General features: G+C 67.0%; 23 protein-coding genes and 1 pseudogene. 13 read left to right on the top strand and 11 right to left on the bottom strand.

All coding sequences use genetic code 11. The features are described 5' to 3' along the window. The first annotated feature begins 77 nt into the window (after positions 1–77). Complete coding sequence (locus EAF64_RS18435; protein WP_129070453.1) at positions 78–1,166, top strand: Mrp/NBP35 family ATP-binding protein; 1,089 nt, start codon at positions 78–80, stop codon at positions 1,164–1,166. A gap of 33 nt (positions 1,167–1,199) precedes the next feature. Here EAF64_RS18435 and EAF64_RS18430 read toward each other — a convergent pair whose 3' ends face one another. Then, the gene (locus EAF64_RS18430; protein WP_129070452.1) at positions 1,200–1,658 is read right to left on the bottom strand and encodes a hypothetical protein; all 459 of its coding nucleotides are present in this window, start codon (positions 1,656–1,658) and stop codon (positions 1,200–1,202) included. Between the two features lie 105 nt (positions 1,659–1,763). On the opposite strand from EAF64_RS18430, the gene EAF64_RS18425 reads away from it, so the two are divergent. Continuing rightward, entirely contained in the window at positions 1,764–2,795 is a 1,032-nt protein-coding gene (locus EAF64_RS18425; protein WP_129070451.1) for a tyrosine--tRNA ligase, read from the top strand. Positions 2,796–2,811: 16 nt separating this feature from the next. Here the strand turns inward: EAF64_RS18425 and EAF64_RS18420 are convergent. Together EAF64_RS18420 and EAF64_RS18415 are read right to left on the bottom strand one after the other, a co-directional pair. Next, positions 2,812–3,144 (bottom strand): annotated as a pseudogene (locus EAF64_RS18420) (P-II family nitrogen regulator). Between the two features lie 47 nt (positions 3,145–3,191). Continuing rightward, positions 3,192–3,545: a winged helix-turn-helix transcriptional regulator gene (locus EAF64_RS18415; RefSeq protein ID WP_129070558.1), complete on the bottom strand. Its 354-nt coding sequence runs from the start codon at positions 3,543–3,545 to the stop codon at positions 3,192–3,194. 139 nt (positions 3,546–3,684) lie between these two features. On the opposite strand from EAF64_RS18415, the gene EAF64_RS18410 reads away from it, so the two are divergent. Beyond that, a complete protein-coding gene (locus EAF64_RS18410; RefSeq protein WP_129070450.1) occupies positions 3,685–4,104 on the top strand; it encodes a DoxX family protein in 420 nt (139 codons plus the stop codon). Positions 4,105–4,160: 56 nt separating this feature from the next. Continuing rightward, complete coding sequence (locus EAF64_RS18405; RefSeq protein ID WP_129070449.1) at positions 4,161–4,751, top strand: flavin reductase family protein; 591 nt, start codon at positions 4,161–4,163, stop codon at positions 4,749–4,751. Between the two features lie 4 nt (positions 4,752–4,755). Here the strand turns inward: EAF64_RS18405 and EAF64_RS18400 are convergent, their stop codons facing one another. Beyond that, a complete protein-coding gene (locus tag EAF64_RS18400) occupies positions 4,756–5,832 on the bottom strand; it encodes a phosphotransferase family protein (RefSeq protein ID WP_129070448.1) in 1,077 nt (358 codons plus the stop codon). 188 nt (positions 5,833–6,020) lie between these two features. Here EAF64_RS18400 and EAF64_RS18395 point away from each other — a divergent pair, with 188 nt between their 5' ends. Both EAF64_RS18395 and EAF64_RS18390 read left to right on the top strand, forming a co-directional pair. Then, on the top strand, positions 6,021–7,241 hold the full coding sequence (locus EAF64_RS18395; protein ID WP_129070447.1) for an acyl-CoA dehydrogenase family protein: 1,221 nt from the start codon (positions 6,021–6,023) through the stop codon (positions 7,239–7,241). Positions 7,242–7,284: 43 nt separating this feature from the next. Next, positions 7,285–8,967, top strand: coding sequence for a rhomboid family intramembrane serine protease (locus EAF64_RS18390; RefSeq protein ID WP_129070446.1), 1,683 nt, complete (start codon positions 7,285–7,287; stop codon positions 8,965–8,967). Between the two features lie 3 nt (positions 8,968–8,970). Here the strand turns inward: EAF64_RS18390 and EAF64_RS18385 are convergent, their stop codons facing one another. Then, positions 8,971–9,252, bottom strand: coding sequence for a DUF5789 family protein (locus tag EAF64_RS18385; RefSeq protein ID WP_129070445.1), 282 nt, complete (start codon positions 9,250–9,252; stop codon positions 8,971–8,973). Positions 9,253–9,341: 89 nt separating this feature from the next. Continuing rightward, entirely contained in the window at positions 9,342–9,965 is a 624-nt protein-coding gene (locus tag EAF64_RS18380) for an METTL5 family protein (protein ID WP_129070444.1), read from the bottom strand. A gap of 215 nt (positions 9,966–10,180) precedes the next feature. Here EAF64_RS18380 and EAF64_RS18375 point away from each other — a divergent pair, with 215 nt between their 5' ends. Then, the gene (locus tag EAF64_RS18375) at positions 10,181–11,122 is read left to right on the top strand and encodes an alpha/beta hydrolase (RefSeq protein ID WP_129070443.1); all 942 of its coding nucleotides are present in this window, start codon (positions 10,181–10,183) and stop codon (positions 11,120–11,122) included. A gap of 10 nt (positions 11,123–11,132) precedes the next feature. Here EAF64_RS18375 and EAF64_RS18370 read toward each other — a convergent pair whose 3' ends face one another. From EAF64_RS18370 to EAF64_RS18355, 4 genes are all read right to left on the bottom strand, one after another. Further along, positions 11,133–12,161: a hypothetical protein gene (locus EAF64_RS18370; protein WP_129070442.1), complete on the bottom strand. Its 1,029-nt coding sequence runs from the start codon at positions 12,159–12,161 to the stop codon at positions 11,133–11,135. A gap of 134 nt (positions 12,162–12,295) precedes the next feature. Next, complete coding sequence (locus tag EAF64_RS18365; protein ID WP_129070441.1) at positions 12,296–13,168, bottom strand: hypothetical protein; 873 nt, start codon at positions 13,166–13,168, stop codon at positions 12,296–12,298. Between the two features lie 146 nt (positions 13,169–13,314). Then, a complete protein-coding gene (dph2, locus tag EAF64_RS18360) occupies positions 13,315–14,370 on the bottom strand; it encodes a diphthamide biosynthesis enzyme Dph2 (protein ID WP_129070440.1) in 1,056 nt (351 codons plus the stop codon). A gap of 68 nt (positions 14,371–14,438) precedes the next feature. Next, entirely contained in the window at positions 14,439–15,779 is a 1,341-nt protein-coding gene (locus tag EAF64_RS18355; protein WP_129070439.1) for a hypothetical protein, read from the bottom strand. A gap of 280 nt (positions 15,780–16,059) precedes the next feature. Between EAF64_RS18355 and EAF64_RS18350 the strand changes: the two genes are divergently transcribed. From EAF64_RS18350 to EAF64_RS18325, 6 genes are all read left to right on the top strand, one after another. Then, positions 16,060–16,455 (top strand): YlbF family regulator, encoded by a 396-nt coding sequence (locus tag EAF64_RS18350; protein ID WP_129070438.1) that lies wholly within the window; start codon positions 16,060–16,062, stop codon positions 16,453–16,455. 99 nt (positions 16,456–16,554) lie between these two features. Continuing rightward, entirely contained in the window at positions 16,555–17,385 is an 831-nt protein-coding gene (locus EAF64_RS18345; protein WP_129070437.1) for an MBL fold metallo-hydrolase, read from the top strand. 111 nt (positions 17,386–17,496) lie between these two features. After that, positions 17,497–18,765, top strand: a complete 1,269-nt coding sequence (locus EAF64_RS18340; RefSeq protein ID WP_129070436.1) for a hypothetical protein — start codon at positions 17,497–17,499, stop codon at positions 18,763–18,765. 42 nt (positions 18,766–18,807) lie between these two features. Then, entirely contained in the window at positions 18,808–19,704 is an 897-nt protein-coding gene (locus EAF64_RS18335; protein WP_129070435.1) for a hypothetical protein, read from the top strand. Positions 19,705–19,882: 178 nt separating this feature from the next. Then, positions 19,883–20,623 carry a SagB/ThcOx family dehydrogenase gene (locus EAF64_RS18330; protein ID WP_227739057.1) on the top strand — a complete coding sequence of 247 codons (741 nt, stop codon included), beginning with the start codon at positions 19,883–19,885 and terminating at the stop codon, positions 20,621–20,623. 302 nt (positions 20,624–20,925) lie between these two features. Next, positions 20,926–21,816: a universal stress protein gene (locus EAF64_RS18325; protein WP_129070434.1), complete on the top strand. Its 891-nt coding sequence runs from the start codon at positions 20,926–20,928 to the stop codon at positions 21,814–21,816. Between the two features lie 4 nt (positions 21,817–21,820). Here the strand turns inward: EAF64_RS18325 and EAF64_RS18320 are convergent, their stop codons facing one another. Beyond that, positions 21,821–23,092 (bottom strand): M20 family metallopeptidase, encoded by a 1,272-nt coding sequence (locus EAF64_RS18320; protein WP_129070433.1) that lies wholly within the window; start codon positions 23,090–23,092, stop codon positions 21,821–21,823.

Below are 23,092 nucleotides of genomic sequence, written 5' to 3'. Positions count from 1 at the left end.
CAATAGTAGTTACACTCGCCCCTGATTGGTTCCCGAGTTCACAATCCTTATCGCCGCGCCGGCCCCTCAGTGGGGGTATGAACGAAGCCGACATCCGGGACCGGCTCCGGAACGTGACCGACCCCGACCTGGGCGACGACATCGTCTCACTCGGGCTGGTCAACGACATCACCGTCGACGGCGAGACGGTCCACATCTCGCTGGCACTCGGGGCACCGTACTCCCCGACAGAGACGGCCATCGCCAACGACGTGCGCGAGGTGCTGGCCGACACCGACCTCGACGTCGACCTCTCGGCGGCCGTCGACAGCGGCATCGATCCCGAGGAACAGGTCCTGCCCAACGTCGAGAACATCATCGCCGTCGCTTCGGGGAAGGGCGGGGTGGGCAAGAGTACCGTCGCTGTCAACCTCGCCGCTGGTCTGTCCCAGATGGGTGCCCGCGTGGGTCTGTTCGACGCCGACGTGTACGGCCCCAACGTCCCGCGGATGGTCGCCGCCGAGGAACGCCCCAAGGCCACCAAAGACGAGAAACTCGTCCCGGTCGAGAAGTTCGGGATGAAGCTGATGAGCATGGACTTCCTGGTCGGCGAGGACGACCCCGTCATCTGGCGCGGCCCGATGGTCCACAAGGTCCTCACCCAGCTCTGGGAGGACGTGGAGTGGGGCGCGCTCGACTACATGGTGATCGACCTCCCGCCGGGGACGGGCGACACCCAGCTCAGCATGCTCCAGACCGTCCCGGTCACGGGCGCGGTGATCGTCACGACCCCACAGGACGTCGCCGTCGACGACGCTCGCAAGGGGCTGGAGATGTTCGGCAAACACGACACGCCCGTCCTCGGCATCGTCGAGAACATGGCCTCCTTCCAGTGTCCCGACTGTGGCTCACAGCACCACATCTTCGGCGAGGACGGCGGCCGCGAGTTCGCCGACGAGTCCGACATGCCCTTCCTCGGATCTATCCCGCTCGACCCCCGCGTCCGCGAGGGTGGCGACGACGGCGAACCCACAGTACTCGACGACGAGTCCGAAACGGGCGACGCCCTCCGTGAGTTCGCCGGCGAAGCCGCCGACATGCAGGGCATCGTTCACCGTCGCGGCCTCTCCATCGAGCGGTCGACGCCGGAACACGACCACGAACACGAGCACGACCACGCGCACTGACGGCGGACTGGTCGGGGCCCTGAGGGCGACCGCTCAGTCGTCGGCCGCGACCGCGTCGTCGGCCGAGAGGTCTTCGAGCGCCCAGGTGATGACACGGGCCTCGACCAGATCACTGACCTCGACGTGGTCGTCGTCCTCGTACTCCTCGATCACGCGGCGACTCTCCTCGCGCATCTCCCGTTCCAGCGGTCGCTGGTCGGGTTCGTCCCGTACGTCGTTCAGCAGCGCCTCGAAGTCCTCGCGGAGGTCGAAGTCCGCGCGAGCGGCGTTGCATCGCGAGAGCGGGCTCATCCCGGCGTCGAGGACGAGATCCACGACGGTCTCCCAGTCGCTCTCACAGAAGTAGATCGACACTTCCCCCACGATGTCCTGCCAGGCGATGGGCCCGCTGTTGTCGAGTTGCTGGACGGCGCGAGGCGGCAGGTCCAGCCGCGACTCGGTGTCGGGGTTCCCACACAGGCAACAGGGCTTCTCCGTCTTCCCCGTGTACATAGTTGTCCGTAAGGGATCGACTGGCTTGTGTCTGTTCCATCCGAATTCGACTCGCGACCGACGCGACTGACAAGGTTTTAATCGCCGGCACCGGGACTCGGAGGTATGAACACGGCCGACCGTCTCGACCTCCTGACGCGCTACACCGAGGAGGTCGTCACCGAGGACGAACTGGAGGAACTGCTCGACGGGGAGCCGACGGCGTACATCGGCTACGCCCCCACCGGCGAGATGCACATCGGCCACTTCACGACGATCCGGAAACTCGCGGACTTCCAGCGCGCCGGCGTCGACGTCACGGTGTTGATCGCCGACCTGCACGCCCACCTCGACAGCGAGAAGAGCCCGTGGGACCTGCTGGACGCCCGCAGCGAGTACTACGAGGAGTCGATCCGCGCGATGCTCGATTCGGCCGGCGGCGACCCCGAATCCATCGACTTCGTCCGTGGCATGGACTTCCAGCTCGACGAGGAGTACACCATGGAGATGTACCGGATGGCCGCCGAGACCACCGTCTCCCGCGCCCAGCGGGCCGGCAGCGAGGTCGTCCGCGAGAGCGAGAGCCCGAACCTCGGCGGGCTCATCTACTCGCTGATGCAGAATCTCGACGTGAAGGCGCTGGACGCCGACATCGCCTACGGCGGGATCGACCAGCGGGGCATCTACATGCTCGGCCGCGAGATCCTCCCCGACCACGGCGGCGAGGCCCCGGTCTGCCTGTTTGCCCCCCTGCTCTCGGGTCTCTCCGGCGGGAAGATGAGCGCCTCAGACGCCACCTCGAAGATCAACCTCACCGACGACCCCGAACAGGTCGAGGAGAAGATCGACGGCGCGTACTGCCCGCAGGGCGAGGTCGAGGACAACGGCGTGCTGGAGTACGTCCGCTTCCTGATCTTCCCGATCCTCGAGGAGCGCGAGGAGACATTCGTCGTCGAACGCCCCGAGGAGTACGGCGGCGACCTCGCGTTCGAGGACTACGACGACCTCGAAGCGACCTACGTCGAGGGTGAGCTCCACCCGCAGGACCTCAAGAACGCCGCCGCGGGCTACGTCGACGAAGCCATCGCGCCGATCCGCGAGCGCCTGACCGACCGGCCGGAACTGCTGGCCGACGCGTACCCGGAGAACTACGAGTAGTCCGTTCCTGCACCGCTCAGACCGCGTCGGGGCCGCGCTCGCCCGTCCGGATCTGGTAGGCCTCGGCCACGTCGAGAACGAACACCGTCACGTCGCCCGTCTCGCCGGTGTAGGCGGCGTCACAGATCGCCTCCGCGACTGCCGACCAGGGCACGTCTGCGAGGACGCACTCGAGTTTCACTTTCTCGTGGAGATCGACGGTGTACTCTTCGCCGCGTCACTGCCCTTTCTTGGCGGGCTGGCTACCGCGCCCGCGCACGTTCGAGACCGTCAGCGATGGCGCGCCGACTTCCGCCAGCGCCTGCTTGACTTCGTTCAGCCGTTTCGGTCGGACGTAGGCCACGATCATCTCGATGTCGCGGTCGTCGCTCGTGTCGTCGGTCACGGCCGAACGGATCAGTCTGCGGTGGCGGGCTCGGTTTCGGGGTCCGTCTCTGGAGCCAGCCACTCGTCGGCCCAGGTCTCGATCTCGTCGAACACTGGGCACAGCGACGCGCCCTTGTCAGTCAGCGTGTAGAACGTCGCCACCGGTGCATCCTCTTCGAGTCGGCGCGAGACGAACCCCATCTCCTGGAGGTCGTCGAGCACTCGCGAGAGCGTCCGGGAACTCGCGCCGGTCGACCGCTTGAGTTCGTTGAACCGCTTCTCCCCCTCCCGGAGGTCGTGCAGGACGACGAGCCGCCACTGTGACCCGATCTGCTCGATCGACCGCACGATGGGGCAGGCGTCGGGATTGTCTTCCGCTGTCATCGATGTCACCTACTAACAGTACTGTCCGGGAACGAATATATAGGTTCGCATTGTTACCAGATACTGCGATGAAATCAGATATCAAAGTGAAACCGGGTATCGAAACGCAACTGCTCTCGGTCACGGAGGTGCTGCGCTGATGGTGTTCGACACCGTCGGCGCCGGCGTCGCGCTCTTGCTCGCCCGGGTACTGTTCGGCGCTGTGCTGGCGTTCATGGGACTCACCCATCTGCTGAACGGCGAGGAGATGGTCCCCTACGCCGAGTTCAAGGGGATTCCGTTCCCCGGACTGGCCGTCCCGTTCAGCGGCGGGCTGTTGCTGTTCGGCGGCCTCGCCATCGCGCTCGGGGCCTATCCGGTCGTGGGTGCGGGCGCGCTCGCGGCCTTCCTGCTCGTGGCGACGCCGACGATGCACGACTTCTGGGCGGCCGCCGAGGCGGACCAGCAAGACGAGATGATCAACTTTCTCAAGAACGTCGCCATGCTCGCCGGGGCGCTCGTCTTCCTCGCGCTGGGCAGTGTCGAGTGGCCCTACGCCGTCGGCGTGGGTCTGGTCTGAAGCGGCAGGATTAGAGGGGTCGGGCTCCTGGGTTCCGACGTTCCACCCACCCCAACATGCAGATCGACCCCGAAACCTACGACCGGTCGCTGTATCGCACGATGACTGGCGCGGTCGTCCCCCGCCCCATCGGCTGGATCTCGACGACGAGCGATGACGGCGTCGACAACCTCGCCCCCTACAGCTACTTCAACGTGGTCAGCGTCGAGCCGCCGGTAGTTATGTTCTCGCCCGCGAACAAGGGGCCCGACGAATTGAAAGACTCGGCTCGTAACGTCGTCGACACCGGCGAGTTCGTCCACAACGTGGTCACTCGACCGCTGGCCGAACGGATGAACGAGACCAGCGCGACGCTCCCGCCCGAGGAGAGCGAGTTCGACCACACGGGACTGGAGCGCGTCGAGAGCGAGAAGGTCACGCCGCCGCGAGTCGCCGACGCCGACATCGCCTTCGAGTGTGAACTGTACGACGTGGTCGACGTCGGCGTCGGGACGATGATCCTCGGCGAGATCGTGCTGGCACACGTCGACGACGACGTGACGACCGAGGGTAAAGTCGACGTCCGGAAGGTCGACGCAGTCGGTCGACTGGCAGGTAATTACTACGCGAGTACCGAGGATCGCTTCCGGATCGAGCGGCCGGACTGAGCCGCTACAGCGGTTCCTCGCCGTCGATGATCCGCTGGGCGCGGTCGGCCAGCGCGGGGACGCCCTCGCGCATCTTCGGGTACATCGGGTCGTCGCTGTTGCCTTCCAGGAACCGGCGGAAGAACATCTCGCCGAGCGCGGCGAGTTTGTATACCGCCAGCGCGCGGTAGAACCGCTCGTGCTCGAACTCGAAGCCAGTCGCGTCCTCGTAGCGGGCGACCAGTTCCTGGCGGGTCATGTAGTCGTCGTTCGCCATGAACGTCGTCGAGAGTGTGTCCGTCGATTCGGGCGGGGCGGGGTCTTTCGCGTCCCACCAGTACGACAGCATCCAGCCCAGGTCGGTGAGCGGGTCACCGAGGGTTGACATCTCCCAGTCGAAGATGCTGGCGATCTCGGGGTCGTCCGCGGGCGCGTACATCACGTTGTCGAGCTTGTAGTCGCCGTGGACCAGCGTCTCGGGATGGTCCTCGGGGGCGTTTGCCTGCAGCCACTCCATCACGTCGCGGACGACCGGGACCTCCCGCTCCTCGGTCGTGACCTGGAAGGCCCACTCGAACTGCTCGCTCCAGCGCTTGACCTGGCGCTGGGCGAACCCTTCGGGGTACCCGAACTCGCCCAGCCCGACGGCCTCGTAGTCGACCGCGTGGATCTCGGCCAGCCGGTCGACGAGTTCCGCGCCGACCTGCCGGCGCGCGTCCGCGTTCTGGAATCGCTCGGGTTCCTCGGCCCGCAGGACGGTGCCCTCCTCGCGTTCCATCACGTAGAATTCCGAACCGATGACGTCGTGATCGTCGGTCGCGGCCACGGTCGTCGGCACACGAACGTCCGTGTCCTGTAGCGCGTCGACCACCTTGTACTCCCGGAGCACGTCGTGGGCCTTGTCCGCAGTCTCGCCCGGCGGCGGCCGCCGGATGACCAGCCCCTGGTCACCCCAGGTGACGAAGAGCGTCTCGTTGGAGTGTCCCTCCTGGTGGTGGGCCACGTCGTAGGTCTCGACGGGGCCGAGTTCGGCTTCGAGGTAGTCGGCCAGTTGCTCCTCGTCGACGATGCGGTCGAAGTACGTCTCGCTATCGTCAGTCACGGGGCCGTCACCCCGGACGCGACACCAGTGAACGCTAACATTGTTAGCCCGATTGCGGTCCACGTATGAATAAGTGGGGGTTGCCACCGCGGGCGGCCGGCCATGAGGGGATCTGAACCGGAGGTTGCCGTGTGTCGTGCTGTCACGGCTGGGGGATGTTTTACAATGTTGTGTTCGTAAGGGGTCGTATGGTAGTCGAGTACGAGGATTCCGACACGGCTGCGGCGCTTCGGGAGAAAGCCCACGAGTTCGTCCAGAACGAGGTCATTCCGGTCGAGCGTGAGTACCTCGGTGACGGGCCGGTGCCCCACGAGGAGATCGAGGACCTGCGGGCGGGTGCTCAGGAGAAGGGGATCTTCTGCCCCCAGATCGACGAGGAGTTCGGCGGCGGCGGGTACAATTTCCGTGACGTCCTGCCACTGTTCGAGGAGGCGGGCAAGAGCCTGCTCGGGCAGGCCGCGATGCGTGTCGACGCGCCCGACGAGGGGAACATGCACACCCTCGAGATGTTCGGGAGCGACGAACAGCAGGAGGAGTGGCTGAAACCCCTCGTGGCTGGTGAGATCCGCTCGGGCTTCTCGATGACCGAGCCGATGCAGGGTGCCGGCTCGGACCCGAAGATGATGCAGACCACGGCGGAGAAAGACGGCGACGAGTGGGTCATCAACGGCCACAAGTGGTGGACCACACAGGGCGACGAGGCCGACCTCCTGCTCGTGATGGCCCGGACCGACATGGACGCCCACCCCTACGAGGGCACGTCGATCATCCTGGTTCCCATGGACACCGACGGCGTCGAAGTCGTCGAGCCGACGCCCCACTTGGGCCAGTCGCTGATGGAGGAGAGCCACGCCGAGATTCGGTACGACGACGTGCGTGTACCCGAAGAGAACCTGCTGGGTCCGGAGAACCAGGGCTTCGCCATCTCGCAGGAACGGCTCGGCCCGGCCCGGCTGACCCACTGCATGCGCTTCTCGGGAATGGCCGAGCGCGCGCTGGGCATCGCCAAAGAGTACATGCAGGACCGGTCGGCCTTCGGCAGCCAACTTTCCGAGAAACAGGCCCAGCGGTTCGCCATCGCCGAAAAAGAGACGCAACTGCACGCCGCGCGGACGATGGTCCGACACGCCGCCGAGAAGATCGCCCGCGGCGAACAGGCCCGCATCGAAGTCGCGATGAGCAAGTACTACACTGCGAACGTGGTGCAGGAGACCATCGACCTGGCACTGCAGGCCTGTGGTGGCGCGGGGATCTCCCGGCACCTGCCGCTTGCTGACTTCTACGAGTCGGTGCGTGCGTTCCGCATCATCGACGGGGCCGACGAGGTCCACAAGCGATCCATCGCGCGCGAGGCCTTCGAGGAGGAGAACGTCCCCGAGGGCGAGTTGACGAACCTGCCGCGATTCTGACGGGTCCGGTAGGCCTAAACGCGACGCGGCCGAGACTCCGGGTATGTCGCCCGGCGTCCTGCAGATTGGGCTGTTACAGTCGATTCCGTGGTGGCTCTGGGCCGGCGTGGTGCTGGTGTCGGTGTTGCTCTCGCTGGGTGTCACACTCAGGTTCGAGCGCCCGCGTGGCCGCTGGGCCCACGCGCTCCGACGCCGATTCGTCCTCGGGGTCCCGTGGGGGACGCTGCTGACCGTCGGCGGCGTGGCGGCGTTCTATCTCGTCGTCCAGGCCGGGTACCAGCACCCGCGGCAGCCGCTCATGATCCCCTTCGTCAGCTGGTCGTACTTTTACCCGCTCGGCGTTCTCTCGTCGCCGTTCGCCCACTCCGGGCTCAACCACGTCACGTCCAACCTCGTCGGGACGCTGACGTTCATGCCCGTGGCCGAGTACGCCTGGGGTCACTTCCCCCGGTCCCGGGGGAGCCAGTCGTTCGCGCGGCTCCGGGACAACCCGTTCGTCCGGATTCTCGCGGTCCCGGCCGCCGCCGTCGTGGTCGGTCTGGTATCCGGCGTGTTCTCGTTCGGCCCGACCATCGGCTTCTCCGGCGTCGTGTTCGGCATCGCCGGGTTCGCGCTGGTCTCCTACCCCATCGCGTCGATCCTCGTGTTCCTCGGCGCGCGCATCGTCAACCTCGCGGTTCGAGCGGTCGGGGATCCATTCACCATCTCGCGCGCACGAGAGGTGTTCGTGGCACCGGGCTGGGCCAACATCGCGATCCAAGGCCATCTCTATGGCTTCCTCCTCGGTGTCGCGCTCGGTGGGTACCTGGCCGTGCGCCGTGATCGGTTGCCCGGGCCGGCGCGCCTCTGGTTCGCGACGCTGCTGTTCGCCGTCCTGCAGGGGCTCTGGCAACTGTACACGCCCGTCCCCGGCGGCCGGTTCGTCCTCTACCGGGCCGTCGGCGTCGCCGTGATCTTCCTGCTGGCCGCCCTGATCGCGGGCGGTATCGGCGAGTACGGTGACCGAACGTTGCTGTCGAGCATCGACCTGCCCTTCTCCGACCGGTCGGTGACGGCAGACCTGCGAACCAGGGAACTGGCTGGTATCGTCTTCGGGGCCGTCGTCGTCGCGCTCTCGCTGACGGCCGTCTGGACGGGGCTGTTCGTCCTCGACGACGGCGTCGACGGCGAGATCAGCGTCGACGGCTACGAGGTCACCTACGCCGAGGGGATCACCGACGAGTACACCTCGTCGTTCGCCGTCGGGCCCTTCGGGGACGGCGGCCAGGTCAACACCAGTGGCGTCGTCGTCACGAGCGGATCCCGCGAGGTATTTTACACCATCGTCGGCAAGCAGGAACTGGCGGTCAGAGAGTCAGTGACGATCGTTCTCGGGAGTCCCGGCCGGTACGAGCGAGTGGAAGCCAACCGGACCGCCTGGAACCCCGTCGGGAACGACTCCGTCTACAAGGTCTACCTCTCCCACGAGGACACGCGGCGGCTGGCGTTTACGTCCGGACCGTCGACCGTCCAGCCGCGAATCGCCGGGCGTCGGATCGTCCTCGCGCCCGCCGAACGCGACTTCGGCCTCGCCGTGGTCGCCGCCGGCGAGCGAGTCGGCGAGACACCGGTACCCGCCGTCGGCACCAACGTCTCCGCCGGCGGTCTGCGGTTCAACCGGACGGCCTCCGGGAGTCTGTTCGCGATCACGAACGACACGCGCGTCCGGATCGCGGGCCGGCCCTAACCATCAAAACGACTCCTGTTCCGACTCGTCCTGGCTGGTTCTGCGGTCGGAGTAGTCGGTCCGGCCTGCGGCAGACGCACCGACCATCGTGAGGACCGTCTGTTGGACGGCGTCGGGACCGTCGAAGGTCTCGCCGCCGACCGGCCCGAGGATCTCGTCGAGCGTCTTCGTCCCGGATTCGGTCCCGATCTCGCGGTCGCCGTACGCCGCCAACAGGTCCGCCTTCGAGAGCGGGTACGATTCGTCTTCGAAGTCCGCCCGGAGTTCGCCGAAATCGAGTCCCACGTCGCGGTCTGCGACCGTGGTCGCTCTCGCCGACCGAGGCAAATAGCGGTTCGGCCGGCGCGTGCAGGCTCGTCGTCCAGCGACCCGGATCAGGCCCACTGGATACGGAACACTTCCGCGTCGATGCTGCGGGACTCGTCGGTGTGGTGGTCGAACTGGTTCGGCAACTCGAAGGTGGCCCGGAAGGCGTGGGTGACCTCGCCGCCCTCGTCCGCGGCGAAGGCCTCGACGAACTCGTCGCTGTTCTCGTTGTGGATCGAGTAGGACACGTCGGCGATCTCGGCGGCGGTTCCGAGGAACGCGCGGTCGGCGTGTTCGTTGCCGGCCTGCGCGCCGAAGGGTGGGTTCATGACGACCGTCGTCGGGCCGTCGGGACAGATCGGGGCCTGGGTCGCGTCCGCGCGGAGCCACTCGACGGCCGACGCCGAGGCCACCTTCCGCTCGTTCTCCGTCGCCGTGGCGAGCGGCGCGGGGTCCACGTCGATCCCGACGACCCGCGTCGGCCCCCGGAGTGCGGCCCCCAGCGCCAGCATGCCGGTGCCACACCCGAGGTCGACGACGGTCCGGTGCTCGACGTCGCCCTGCAGGTCCGCCGTGTGGACCAGGTGGGCCGCCAGCTCCGGCGGCGTCCGGTACTGCTCCAGCGACGCCGACGGATTCTCGAACCCCGCGACGATCGCCAGTCGCTGTGCGAGCCCGCTCTTCGTACTCATACGGAACGCTCACCCCGACCGCCATCCCGGCGAACACCTGTGCTCATCGCTACCGTGGAATACGCTACGTTCATTGAAAAATGTTTGTGTATGCTTCGTAGTAATCCCATTCCGGCACACCAGCGAAACAGTGGCGGCCGGGGACGACGGTCCGGTTTACGACGTTAGCTCAATGTGGGATAGGATTAACAGTGGCGGGATCCGTGGGCCACGGTATGGCAGACCAACCCCATCCACAGGTACAGGCCGTGTTGCAGATGATCGACGACCAGCCGGTGCCGCCGACGTATGCAGTATCGGTCGAAGAGGCCCGCAACCAGCTGGAAGCGATGGCCGCCATGCGGGGTGGCGGCGAGGACGTGGCCACCGTCGAGAACTTCGAGATTCAGGGGCCCGACGGGGCACTCCCGGTCCGCCTCTATCAGCCCGACGGCGACGGCCCCCATCCCGTACTCGTGTACTTCCACGGTGGCGGCTTCGTCATCGGGAGCCTGGAGACACACGACGCGCTGTGTCGCTCGATCACGAACGCCGCCGACTGCGCGGTGCTCTCCGTCGACTATCGGCTCGCCCCCGAGCACCCCTTCCCCGCGGCCGTCGAGGACGCTTACGCCGCCGTCGAGTGGGTGGCCGAACACGGCGACCACGTCGACGCCGACACCGACCGGATCGCGGTCGGGGGCGACTCCGCCGGCGCGAACCTCGCGGCCGCGACCACACTCGCGGTGCAGGACCGGGGCGGCCCGGAACTGGCACACCAGGTGCTGATTTACCCCGCCGTGAGTTCACCCGTCCTCGACGCGGACTTCGACTCGTACGAGGAGAACGCGGAGGGATACTTCCTCGAAACCGAGAGCATGGAGTGGTTCGTCGACCAGTACATCCAGGACGAGATCCACCTCCGCAACGAGTACTTCGCGCCGCTGCTGGCCGACGACCTCTCGGGGGTCCCGCCCGCGTCGATCCTCACCGCCGAGTTCGACCCGCTACGGGACGAAGGGACGGTCTACGCCGACCGCCTCGAAGACGCGGGTGTCGACGTGACGCTCGATCACTACGAGGATATGATCCATGGCTTCGCCACCATGGTCGGCGTCGTCGACGCCGCCGACGATGCCATCGGCAGCATCGCCGCCGACCTCGACGACGCGTTCTGAGCGCGCGAGGTTACGGGCCGCCCGGTCCCGGACCGGGGCCGTCGCCGGGGCCGCGGTCAGTACCTGGTCCTCGCCCAGGTCCCGGTCCAGGTCCCGGCCCGGGACCCATCCCCGGACCGGGCCCCGGCGTCGTCGCTTCGTCCCGCGCCTCGGACAGCCAGTCGGGTTCCTCGACGCTCGGCACGCCCACCTCTTCGACGCGGAGTTCGTACCGCATCGTCACGGTACGCTGTTCGGCCTCGACGGCCCCGTTCACTGCCCGGACCACTCCCCGATCGTCGACCACGAGCGTAACGTTGCCGCTCGCATCGAACCGCGGGTCCGCCAGTTCGATCGGTGCCGTCAGGGTCACGCTCTCGGCGCCAGTGTCGGCCTCGGGGAGCGGCTCCTCGGCGACGGTGAACTCACCGGTCGCGTTCTCGAGTGCCAGGAGGACCGCCCCAGGGACGGCCTGCCCCGGTCCCATCACTCCGGGACCGCGCTGTGGCATCGGGCCGGGGCGCTCGCCGGTCGCCGTCCCGTTTCCTCCGGGCGGACCGCCCTCACCGCGTGGCCCCACGGGCTCAGTCGGCAGCCGCTGGTAGGTCACGTTCCCGTCCCGTTCCACCCGGACGAACCGCTCGTCCTCGGTCGTCCAGACCTCCATCTGGACGGCTCGGCCGAACGTCGTCGCGTTTCGGACGACCAGCGACCGGTTGTCGGCACTCGCGGTCTCCGTCTCGTTCAGCCCGTGACTGAGTGTCCCGTTCATGTCGACGGTCACGTTCTCGGTCACACGGTACCCCTCCGACCGCAACACCTCGCTATGGCGTTCGTATAGCGCCGTCAGGTTCAGCGATCCGTCGTCGACTACGGCTTCTGGAACGGTGTCGAGCGGTGTCGCACCTGCCTCGCCGTCGGCATCCGTCGGTGTTTCGTCGGGCGTTGCCTGTTGGGACAGCGCGTCTCCGGTCGCGTCCGGCCCACCGTCGCCGAGTCCGATGGTGGCCATCGCGCCGACCGCGAGCAGGATGACCACGCCGAGTGTGACTGTGCGCACCACGTCGCTCACGGCAACGGCCAGCGAGGTAGTCGCTCTTGCCGGCTTGTCCGTCGTCTTCGTGGCTCCCAATCGCTCCGTTGTGAAACGACCCCGGACTGCTCGCGGGGTGGCTACAGCTGGTTTCGCCTCCGTCAACCGGCGGCCGCGGTCCCGGGCGCGCTTCGATCGTTCGGCACGTTCTGGTCCGCTTCGTCGGTAGTCGCCGATACGTTGCCGGTCCAGGCGGGCCGTGGCACGTCGTCGACGCCGAGTTCGACGAGCCGGTACGTCATCCGTTCGGTCCCGTCGGCCGTCGGGCGGGTCACGGTGGCGTTGCGGACGATTCCGCGGTCGTCGACCCGGAGGTTCAACGTGCCAGCCTCGCCGTCACCGTCGGTCGACCGTTCGAGGGGTGCCGCGAGGGTCACCACCCGGTGGCCGTCGACCGTCTTCGAGTCCGTGACGACGAACTCACCGTCGACCCGACTGAAGGCCGCGGTGAACGGCTCCGTCGTCGGCGGAACCGGGGTGACGGGGACGCGCCCGGTGACGGTGAAGGTGTCGTCACCGGGCGTCGACTGCCGAGTGACCCGGTGGCTGTCGTTGGCCCAGACGGCGGCCCGTCGGGTCTCACCCTGCGTGTCGAGGCTCCGCTCGACGACCAGCAGCTGTGACCCGTTCGGGGACACCCGGAAGGACAGGTTCCGTGCGGCGACTACGGACCCGTCGGTCTGCCGGGTCGCGTTGGTGACCGCGACGTAGCCGCGACTGGAGAGGGCGCTCCGGTGGGATTCCAGGACGCCGGAGATGTTGGCGGTCCCGTTTTCGGCGACGCCGGGGACGGACGCGTTCCCGGTGTCGGCGACGCTATCGGACGGCTCGGCCGGGGGAGCGGAATCGAGGGCGATGTCGCCGGCGATGTGGCCCGCCGCGGCCACGAGGGCGGTCCCGGCCGTCAGGACCACCGCGACGCCGAAGGCGACACACACGACGATTCCGACCGTGACGAGTGGCGTGCGTGACACGTTCGAAAACAGAACCCCCGGGGTTGAATGACATTCTGCGGGTCGGCCACGACCTCGCTGCCGAGTGCTTGCGGCATCGACACGCGACGGTACCCGATAGGGACCGTCCTGGTGCAGGATCACACCCGGACGCGTCCCACCGCGCCTCACCAGGTACCGTGGAAGGTATCGAAGGAGAGTTCCTCCAACGGTTTCTCGCCGATGGCGATCTCGTACTCGCCGGGCGTGAGCATCGGCTTCTTGAACTGGGGGCCGTCGTCTGTCGTGATCCGCGGACAGCCCGTGTTGACGTAGGCGTCGAACCCGAAGTTCGTCAGCCGGTCGGGCGTCACCTCGTCCATCGTGATGAGGTAGGCGTTGTCGTTGTCGTCGACGATCTCCTGGGCCTGATCCCAGCGGCCCTGCCCGATCTTCGTACAGAAGATGACGCCCCACTCCTCGGCGTCCATGGCCTTGTGGACCGAAGCGTAGCGCTGTTTCAGGAACTTCTCGGGGTCGGCGACGGTGATGGCGTTGTTCACCGGGTCAGCGATGACGACGTGTTTGTCCGGGTGTTCCATCGCGAGGCCGAGCGGGTGGAACTTGCCGCCGCCGACGTAGAGGATCTGGTCGGCGTCCACGTCAGCGCTTGCGTAGTTACAGCCGAGCACCTGTCCCTCGTGGGTCAGTCGCTCGTCGCCGCGGCGGGTGTGGACCTCGTAGCCCCGGTCTTCGAGCCACTCGCGCATCTCCTCGAACTTGTTCATGTGCTGGGCCGTCGTCACCAGCCCCACGTCCGGATCGTCGTCTGGATCGGCGAGTTCCGAAAGCGACTCGTCCATGATCGGCGTGACCTCGACGTTCGAGAACAGCGGCACGTAGATGATCTTCTCGGACTCCTTCATCGGGCTGTGCCCGAAGTGGACGAACACGTCCGTCCGGCGCATCATGTACGTGTCCAGATCACAGGCCCCGTAACAGGGCTGTCCCGAGGTCATGACGGTCACGTCCTCGGGGAGCTCCGCACGGAGGTCGTCGGTGACGGCGCTGGCGCGCCGCTTCAGTCCCTCGGGGAACTGTAACCCGACCATCTCGGCGTCGCGTTCCGCGACGGCTTCCGTGATCCGGTCGAGTTCGTAGTCCCACTCGCGGTCGTGTTTCAGGGACATTCCCGTCCCCCGGAGGTCTCCCTCCGAGTAACCCTCCGACGAATCCTGACTCATTGCACCTGCGTTACCGCCGGGCGCGTAAAACGCCGACGCTTTCGGATACCGGAGTCGCTAGCCAGGATTCAGACCGGCCGCCCCGGCCGCTCGTCGCGGCCGTCCGACTCGACCCGGTCGAGGTACCGATACAGCGGGACCGACCCGACGCCACTCAGGAGGACGGCCAGCGCGAGGAACACCGCCCCGGCTCCCGCTCCGTCCAGCACCTGTACGAGCGGAGCGAGGACACCCTGCCGTTCGGGACCGCCCGGATAGAAGCCCGCGACCGGCGCGGTCCCGTCGACGTAGCGGTCGAGCCAACCGTCCATCCGGTGGCCGGCGACGGCGGCGACGGCGTCGGCGAAGTCAGTGTAGGTAACCGGCCCTTCGTGGGCGTTCAGGCGCCGGAACACGTCCTCGAGAGACCGGTCGCCGTCCGTCGAGAGCCGGATCTTTCGGTCCACGAGCGCGAGGACGCGCGCACCCTTCGTGTAGGGCACGTGGGGATCGGTCCACGTACCCGGTGCGGTCAGGGCGGCGGCCTTCGGGGTGCCGGTCAGATGCGTCTCCATCGCGGCCCTGTCGATGCGCCCCTGTTCGTATGCCAGGCGCGCGGCGTAGTACTCGGCGCTGGCTTCCCGGAACCACCGCATGTCCGCCGCGAGGCGGAAGTCCTGGCGCGTGTGGACGTACTCGTGGAGCCAGACGCTGTTGGGGTCGTCGAGCCGCGAGTCGGCGTTGATCCACGCCTCGTCCTGGACCGGGAACGACTCCCCACCACGTCGGGCCGGACTCCCCAGCGCGAACAGCACTACCTCGTCGCCGCGGTCACCCACGTCGAGTCGGTCGGCGGCGTCACCGAGAGCCGCGGCGAGCGCGTCCTCGTCGGGTCGGAGGGTCGTTCCGGCAGGCCTGACGAGCCGGACGTTCCCGTCGGCAGTGTCGACGGTCGTGCGACGCTGGGTGCCGACCAGCGCGTACCGCTCGCCCGCGGTCACCTGCTCCGAGGTTCCCCGGACGTCATCGAACAGTCGCCGGCGTTCGACGGGTCCGCCGGCCCCGGCCCAGCGGAGCTCGACCAGCGGCACCCGGCCCAGGAGCCACGAGTCGGCCGCGACGTACTCACCGCCGTCGGTGGGTCGGTCGGCCACCGCAGTGGTGGTTCGGATGCGGACCGTGGCTTCGCCACGCTGACCGCCGACCTGCAACCACGTCCGCCCGTGACGCTGCGTGGCCGTCGTCCCATCCGTCTCGAGGACCGTCGCGTCCCGTCCGACGACGAGTTCGACCCGCTCGTACTCGGATAGCCCGCTGAGCGAAACGTCGTATCGCAGCACCCCGGTCCCGGAAACCCGCTCGACGGTCGTGTCGACCGTGGGCCCCTCCACAGCAGTCGCGTTCGCGTCGCCGACGGCAGCCCCAGCCACACCCGCAGTCGCGACGAGAGTCACGCCGACGGCTACAGATACGAGTATCAATAATAAAGAAAAAAGGGAGCTACGGAACGAAGCTACTTTTTTCATCGTTGATGTCGCCTTGGAGTCGATTTCTGCTATCGAAATAAATCAGTAGCCCTCAAAATATCGATACTGATACTAAATTTCGTTCGGTGCCGGCGGCGTGGACCGACGGGAGGTCACGGCTGCTGGGGCTCCGGGGGCTGACGGTTCGGCAGGTTGAAACCGCTGAAGAACGTAGCCCAGGGTGATGAGCATCGAAACGGAATCCGGCGAGTCCGCCAAGTCGACAGTCGACCAGCTCAGCCGCGACCTCGGCGAGGCGATCGCCGATCTCCCGGCCTACCAGCGCTTCGAGGAGGCCAAAGAGGCCGTCGAGAACGACGAAGAGGCCCAGGAGAAGATCCAGGAGTTCGAATCGTTCCGCGAGGAGTTCATGCTCGCCCGGCAGACCGGTGAGGCGACCCAGGAAGACCTCCGCGAACTGCAGGCGAAACAGGAGGCACTCCACGACATCCCCGTGATGGCCGAGTTCATGCAAGCACAGAACGAACTCGAACTCCACCTCCAGGAGATCAACGAGACCATCTCCGAGCCCCTGCGGATCGACTTCGGACAGAAGGCCGGCGGCTGCTGCGAAGACTGAGACGAGGCGTCCGGAACGGCCCGTTTTCTCCACGCCGCCGACCTCACGAGCGGCGTGTGGGTCGAAATCCTCTTTGGGCGGCCCGGCGGAGCCACGGGCATGGTTCACAGCGACTGGGGCGACTGGCTCCCGGCAGCCGTCGCCGACGCCGACCCCGACGGACTGGCGATCTGGTATCTCGGCTGTAACGGATTCGTCCTGAAGGCCGACGACGGGACGACGCTCTTTATCGACCCGTACCTCGGCACCGGCGATCCGCCGCGGACGGTCCGCATGATCCCGATCCCCTTCGAGCCGACCGACGTGCGCGAGGCCGACGCCGTCCTCGCCACGCACGAACACTCCGACCACGTGCACGGCCCGAGCCAGGCGCCGATCCTGGCCGGAACCGGAGCCGACTACGTAGGGCCGGACGACTCCCTGGCCGTGGTCGAAACCGAGGGCTGGACCGACGAGTGGGCGGTCGACGACGCGCAGTTCCGCGAGGTGAGCGAAGGCGACACCTTCGAGGTCGGTAGCCTCCGCGTACACGTCGAACCCGCGAACGACCCCGACGCGACACATCCCGTCTCCTACGTCTTCGAGCACGACGCCGGAACCTTCTTCCACGGCGGCGACGCCCGCCCCGGTGAACCGTTCGCAGCCGTCGGCGAGACGTACGATATCGACCTCGGTGTCCTCGCGTTCGGGTCGGACGGTCAGATCCCGGACAAGCAGACGCGGGAACCCAAGTACACCAAGTGGTACAGCGACGAGAACGAGATCAGCGAGGCCGCCCGCCAGCTCCAGCTAGACCGGTTGCTCCCGACCCACTGGGACATGTGGAAGGGGCTGACTGCGGACCCGACGGCGCTACACGATCACGTCCGGAGTCACGAGTATCCACGCCGGCTCGAAATCGTCGAGATCGGGGATCGAACCGACCTGTAACCGGTCGTTACTGCGAGCCCCCCGGCGACGCCGGAGCGCGGTTGTGAGTACCTACCACGCGGGGAGAAACGGTACGTAGCTTTAATACCGTTGGTTACTCGAACTGTAATCATGAGCGAATCGCAAAATTACGAGGAGGTGACCGTCGCCTCGAACGGGGTCACTGTGATCAAGACCTTCGAGGCCGACGCGTTTCCTGTCCCCGCGATTGCGTTTCGGATCAACTCGGACAGGACCGAAGCGGTGACGGTCAGGCTCGTCGACGACGTGCCGGAGAACGTCGCTGTGGAGGATCTGGGGTTCCATCCGGAGTACGGCAGCGAGTACTGGACGATCGAGGACGACGAGATCACCTTCGAGCGAGAGATCGAGGCCGAAGAGCAGTACACGACGGTCTACGGGATCCGGGCGACGGGGACCGACAACGTCGAGCAGTTCCTCACCGAACCCGAAATCGCCGAGGTCGAGCCGCCCCTGGAGGACGAAGACGGTGTCGTCGGGGGGAGCGGCAGCGACGTCGTCCGCGACGTAATCTCCGGCAACGCCGACTCGGTCCCCGGGCTCGAGGACGAAGAAGCCGACGAGGAGGACATCGGGACGCTGGACCTCACCGATCCCAACGCCGAGGAGGCGGAGGCGGACCCGGACGAGGTCGACCTCGTCGACGACGATGACGACGAGGACGAGGCGGACGACGCCGACGAGGAAGCCCAGGCCGACGAGGAAGAGACCGAGGAAGACGAGGAAGGGACCGAACAAGCCGAAGAGCAGGAGGCCGAAACGGAAGCCGAGACCGAGACCGTCGACGCCGAGTCGGGTAGTTCACTCGACGTCGAGAGCGTCGCGTCGGCACTCGCCTCGGAGATCGAAGACGGCGAGGTCGACGACGACGACCTCGAGGTCCTCCGTTCGGAACTGGAAGTCGAGCGCAACGGCGGGGGCGGTGCCGTCGAGGCTCGCATCGAGAAGCTCCAGACCGACGTGAGCGAACTCGACGCCTACACCGACGCGCTCGAAGAGTTCCTCGAGGAGAACGGCACCGGCCAGGACCTCATCGAGGGACTCCAGGACGACGTGGCGAACCTCGAAGACCAGCTCGGTGGGCTGGAAGACGACATCGAGGACAACACCCAGCAGGTCACTTCGCTCGAAGACAGCGTCGAGAGCATCCAGGGCGACCTCCAGTCGCTGAAAGGCGACGTGAAGGACGTCGACGACGAGATCGACGCCATTCAGGGCTCCATCGGCGATCTCGAGGACGAACTCGGGGACATCGACGAGGTCGACGACCGCGTCGACGACATCGAGAACAACATCGAGGAACTCCAGGAGTGGCGCGAACAGCTCAGCAACGTGTTGGGTGCGGCCGACGGCGACTAGAAACCGGCGGCGTTTTACTCTCGGCTCGCGACCTGTTCGATAATGACTACTGTCCGCGTCGCCGTCCCGCGCAAGGGACGGCCGCTGGAGGCCGTCCTCGAACGGCTCGCGGCCCGGACGGGCACGACAGACCTCGCCGACGACGTCATCTCGACGCTCCAGTACGAGAAAGCGATCACGAAGGACAACCAGACCGCCGAGCGTGACGTCTACGACCGGCTGGCGGCCTACTCGGACACCGACGACCCAGCTGCACCCGAGTTCACACTCCTGCGCGACGATCGCGCCGGCATGCCCCGGCGGATCGTCTTCGACAGCCTCACGCTCGACCTCGACGGGTACGACCTCCAGCTCGTCGGCCGCGAGGAACCGTTCCGGGCGCTCCGGACCCACGAGTTCGCTCTCGGGTTCGACAGCGCGGACCTGGTGCTCGAAGAAGTGGTCGGACTCGACCCCGAACCGCTGACCGGACTCGACGAGGTCAACGACCGGATCGATCCCCGCGATACCGACGTGCGCGTCGTCTCCGGACTCGGGGACACCGTCTGGCACACCCTGCTGGCCACCCCGGAGACACGCCGGGACGTCGACGCGGACCTGAACCGGTCGTTCGTCGATGCCTACGAGGGCACCCTCTGTATCTCACCCCGATACGAGCGTCTCGTGGAGGCCGTTCTCGGAACCGACGCCATCGAGGGCGTCGAGTTCACCTATCCCGACGAGGAGGCCGTCGAGGAAGCGGCGATCGCCGAGACGGGGCTCGGGGTGTACCTGACGGTCACCGGATCGACGGCACACGATTACGGACTGGAACTGGGCGAACGGCTGTTCCCGAGCGAGACGGTACTGCTCGAAAACACTGCCGAGACGACGGACGCCACCGAGCGCGCGACCGATCTGTTCGTCGGCGCGGATCTGGAGACGAAACTCGCGACCTGAGGCCGGAGCATCCGACTCCCGGGCCAAACGGTCACGGGTCTCGATAGCGACGGACGGCGGCTTCTGTCTTCCGTCGGTGTTCGCCGACGGTGCCGTTCGCCAGGCCGAGCCGGTCGGCGACCTGTGAGTGATCACGGAGATGAGGATATTTTTGCTGGTGTCTGTGGATGGTAGACACATGCCCAGGGATCGAATCTCGCGGCGGACCATCGTGACGGTGGGTGCCGCCGGGGTGTTGTCGGCAGTGGTGGGGGTCGTCGTCGGGCGGTTCACCGGACTCGTCCCCGGTGGCGGCGACTGGTGGGAGGGGACCGCGACCGTCTCACTCCCCGAACCGGAGCGGGACGGGGAGACGGCCGTCGAGACGGCACTGGACGACCGCCGGTCCCGACGGGAATACGGACCCGGCACAGTCTCTCGGGCGGACCTGGGGCAGTTGCTGTGGTCCGCACAGGGGATCACCGAAGCCGGCACGGGCCACCGGGCCGCGCCGAGTGCCGGTGCACTGTATCCGATGGACCTGTTCGCCGTCGTCGGTTCGGATGGCGTCGAATCACTCGACGGTGGGGTCTACCGGTACCGACCCGACGGGCACGAACTCGTCCGGGGGGCCGCCGAGAACGCGAAGTCCGAACTGGGACGGGCGGTCGAACAGGACGCCGTCGACGAAGCGCCCCTCGCCCTCGTCGTCTGTGGCGCCGACGGCAGAACGACGCGGAAGTACGGTGACCGGGGACGCCGACGATACGTCCCCTTGGAGGCCGGCCACGTCGGACAGAACGTCTACCTCCAGGCCGAAGCCCTCGGGCTCTCGACGGTGGCCATCGGTGCCTTCGGCGACGACGACGTCCGGTCCACACTGGGTGTTCCGTCGAATCTGCGTCCCCTGTACGTCCTGCCCGTTGGCCCGCGTCAGTGACCGCGCGATGTCGGACCGGGAAGCAACACGACGACGGCAGACCGATCCACTCGATCGTCCCTCCACGTGCCGGGGACCACTCACCCAGACGAACCGTAGAGCCCCGCTTCCGACGGAACGGCGCGATTTTTGTATAGCGCCATACGGTTTATCCGTCGCCCGCCGAACGTCAATCCACTGGTGATTTACTCTATCTCGAGTACACATTCACCACTTTGGCCCCCTGGACCTGAGGTGACGAACTCTCGATTCGCGAGAAGCGGGACTGCGCTTTTTGTACCGACGGGCGTATTGTCGCCGAGATGTACGAGCGGATTCTGATTCCGACGGACGGGAGCGATCACGCAGTACGGGCGGCCGAGCACGCGATGGCGCTCGCTCGGGCCTTCGACGCGACGGTGCGCGTGATCGGTGTCGCCGACGTACAGGGTGCGGCGGGCCCGTTCGACGCGGGTGGGGTCGACGACGCGTTCGTCGACGAGCTAAAATCACAGGGCAGAGAATCGATCGAGGCGATCGAAGCGCTCACCGACCGGCGCGTGGAGACGGATATTCTGGAGGGGACGCCTGCGAACGGCATCGTCGACGACGCCGCGGAGTTCGGGGCCGACCTGATCGTGATGGGGACCCACGGCCGAACGGGCGTCCATCGCTACGTCGTGGGGAGCGTGACCGAGCGAGTCGTCAGACTCGCCGACGCGCCCGTGCTGACGGCCCGGGCTGGTGTCGAACTCGGTCCGGCGGGCGAGTGTGACGACGTGTTGATCCCCACCGACGGGAGCGACCTGGCCGACGTCGCCGTCGATCACGGCCTCGCGATCGCCGATCGCTTCGACGCCCGGATTCACGCGGTCTCGATCGTCGACGTCGGCGATCTCGCGACGCGGGTCGAGTACACGCCGCCGACCGAGGCACTGGAGCGCGTCCGTGACGAGCGAACCGACGCCACGGAAGCGGTCGCCAAACGGGCACGCGAGGCCGGGCTCGACGCCCGGACAGCGGTTCGAGAGGGATTCCCTGCGGAGGGTCTCCTCGACTACGCCGACGAGAACGAGATCGACCTGCTGGCGATGGGGACCCACGGCCGAACTGGCCTGAATCGGGTCCTCCTGGGGAGTACCACCGAACGAATCATCCGGCACGCCGACGCACCCGTCCTGGCGGTGAACGCTCGAGAAGAGGTCGACGAGTGAGGGGTCAGTCGCCCGTCTCGGCCGTTTCGGCGGCGAGCCGGTAGGGCACTGACGCGTATACAAGCGCGTCGTCCCGAAGTGCGCCGAGGGTCGTGTACTCGTCGACGGCGTGGGCGGTGTCGGTACCCAGTCCGAACTCGACGGTCGGGACCCCCGCGGCCCGGAGTTTCTTGGCGTCGCCGCCACCGGTCGCGCTACGGCGGTACACGTGGTCATCGGTTACTGTCGCCGCCGCCTCGGTTACGGCCTCGACGAGCGGACTGTCGAGCGGTTCGTAGGTCCCGACGCTCCAGGAGACGTCGTCGATCCGGACGCCGTCACACCCGGCCGCACAGTCCCGGATGCGCCCGAGCATCTCGCGAGTCCGGACACCCGCAGTCAGCCGGATGTCGAGGCGGGCCGTCGCCGACGCCGGTACGCTGTTGACGCTCTCGCCACCGTCGATAGTCCCCAGGTTGATCGTCGGATACTCGAACAGGTCGCGAGCGGCCGCTTCGCCCGTGACTGGAGCGTAGTACTCGACGGACTCCGAGACGAGCGCCTGGACGTCGGGATGCAACTCGAACCGTCGCGTCCCGAACTCCTGCCGGATACGTTCGACGGCCGCGTAGAGTCGGTCGATGGCGTTCTCCCCCAGCACCGGCCGCGAACCGTGTGCGGCGGTGCCCTCTGCTGCCAGGGTGAGCCACACGCTGCCCTTGTCCGCGACCGTCACGGAGTGGCGGCCGTCGTCACACGTGGTCTCACCGATCACGCACCAGTCGGCGTCGATGAGACCGCCGTCTAAAAGCGTCGGAAGTCCGGGCTCACCGGCGATCTCCTCGTCGCTCACGAACGCGAACTGCAGCGTCACCGGCGGTGTCGTGCCGGTCTCGACGTAGGCGCGGGCGACCGCCAGCATGGCCGCCAGGGCCCCTTTCATATCGGTCGCGCCCCGGCCGTAGATCCGGTCGCCGACCCGCTCGCCCAGCGGCTCCCGGTCCCACTCCGCCGCGTCGTACGGTACCGTGTCGAAGTGGCCGTTGAAGAGCAGCGTACGGTCCGAGGTACCCGGAAGAGTCGCCAGGAGGTTCGGCTTGGCGGGATCGGCCACGACCCGCTCGGTCTCGATTCCGAGCGCTTCGAACCGGGTCTCGACGGTGTCCACGATCGCCCTGGTCTCGCCCGGCGGATTGGCAGTGTCGATCGCCAGCAACTCCAGCAGCTGGGTCTCGATCGAGTCCACGCTGGCCTCGATGGCCCCAGTCACTGGCTCCGGTGGTCGGTCCCCTGGCAT

Source organism: Halorientalis pallida (genome assembly GCF_004118325.1).
Lineage (GTDB): Archaea > Halobacteriota > Halobacteria > Halobacteriales > Haloarculaceae > Halorientalis > Halorientalis pallida.
Note: the sequence above shows the minus strand (reverse complement) of the source record. Positions and strands in the feature narration are given on the sequence as shown.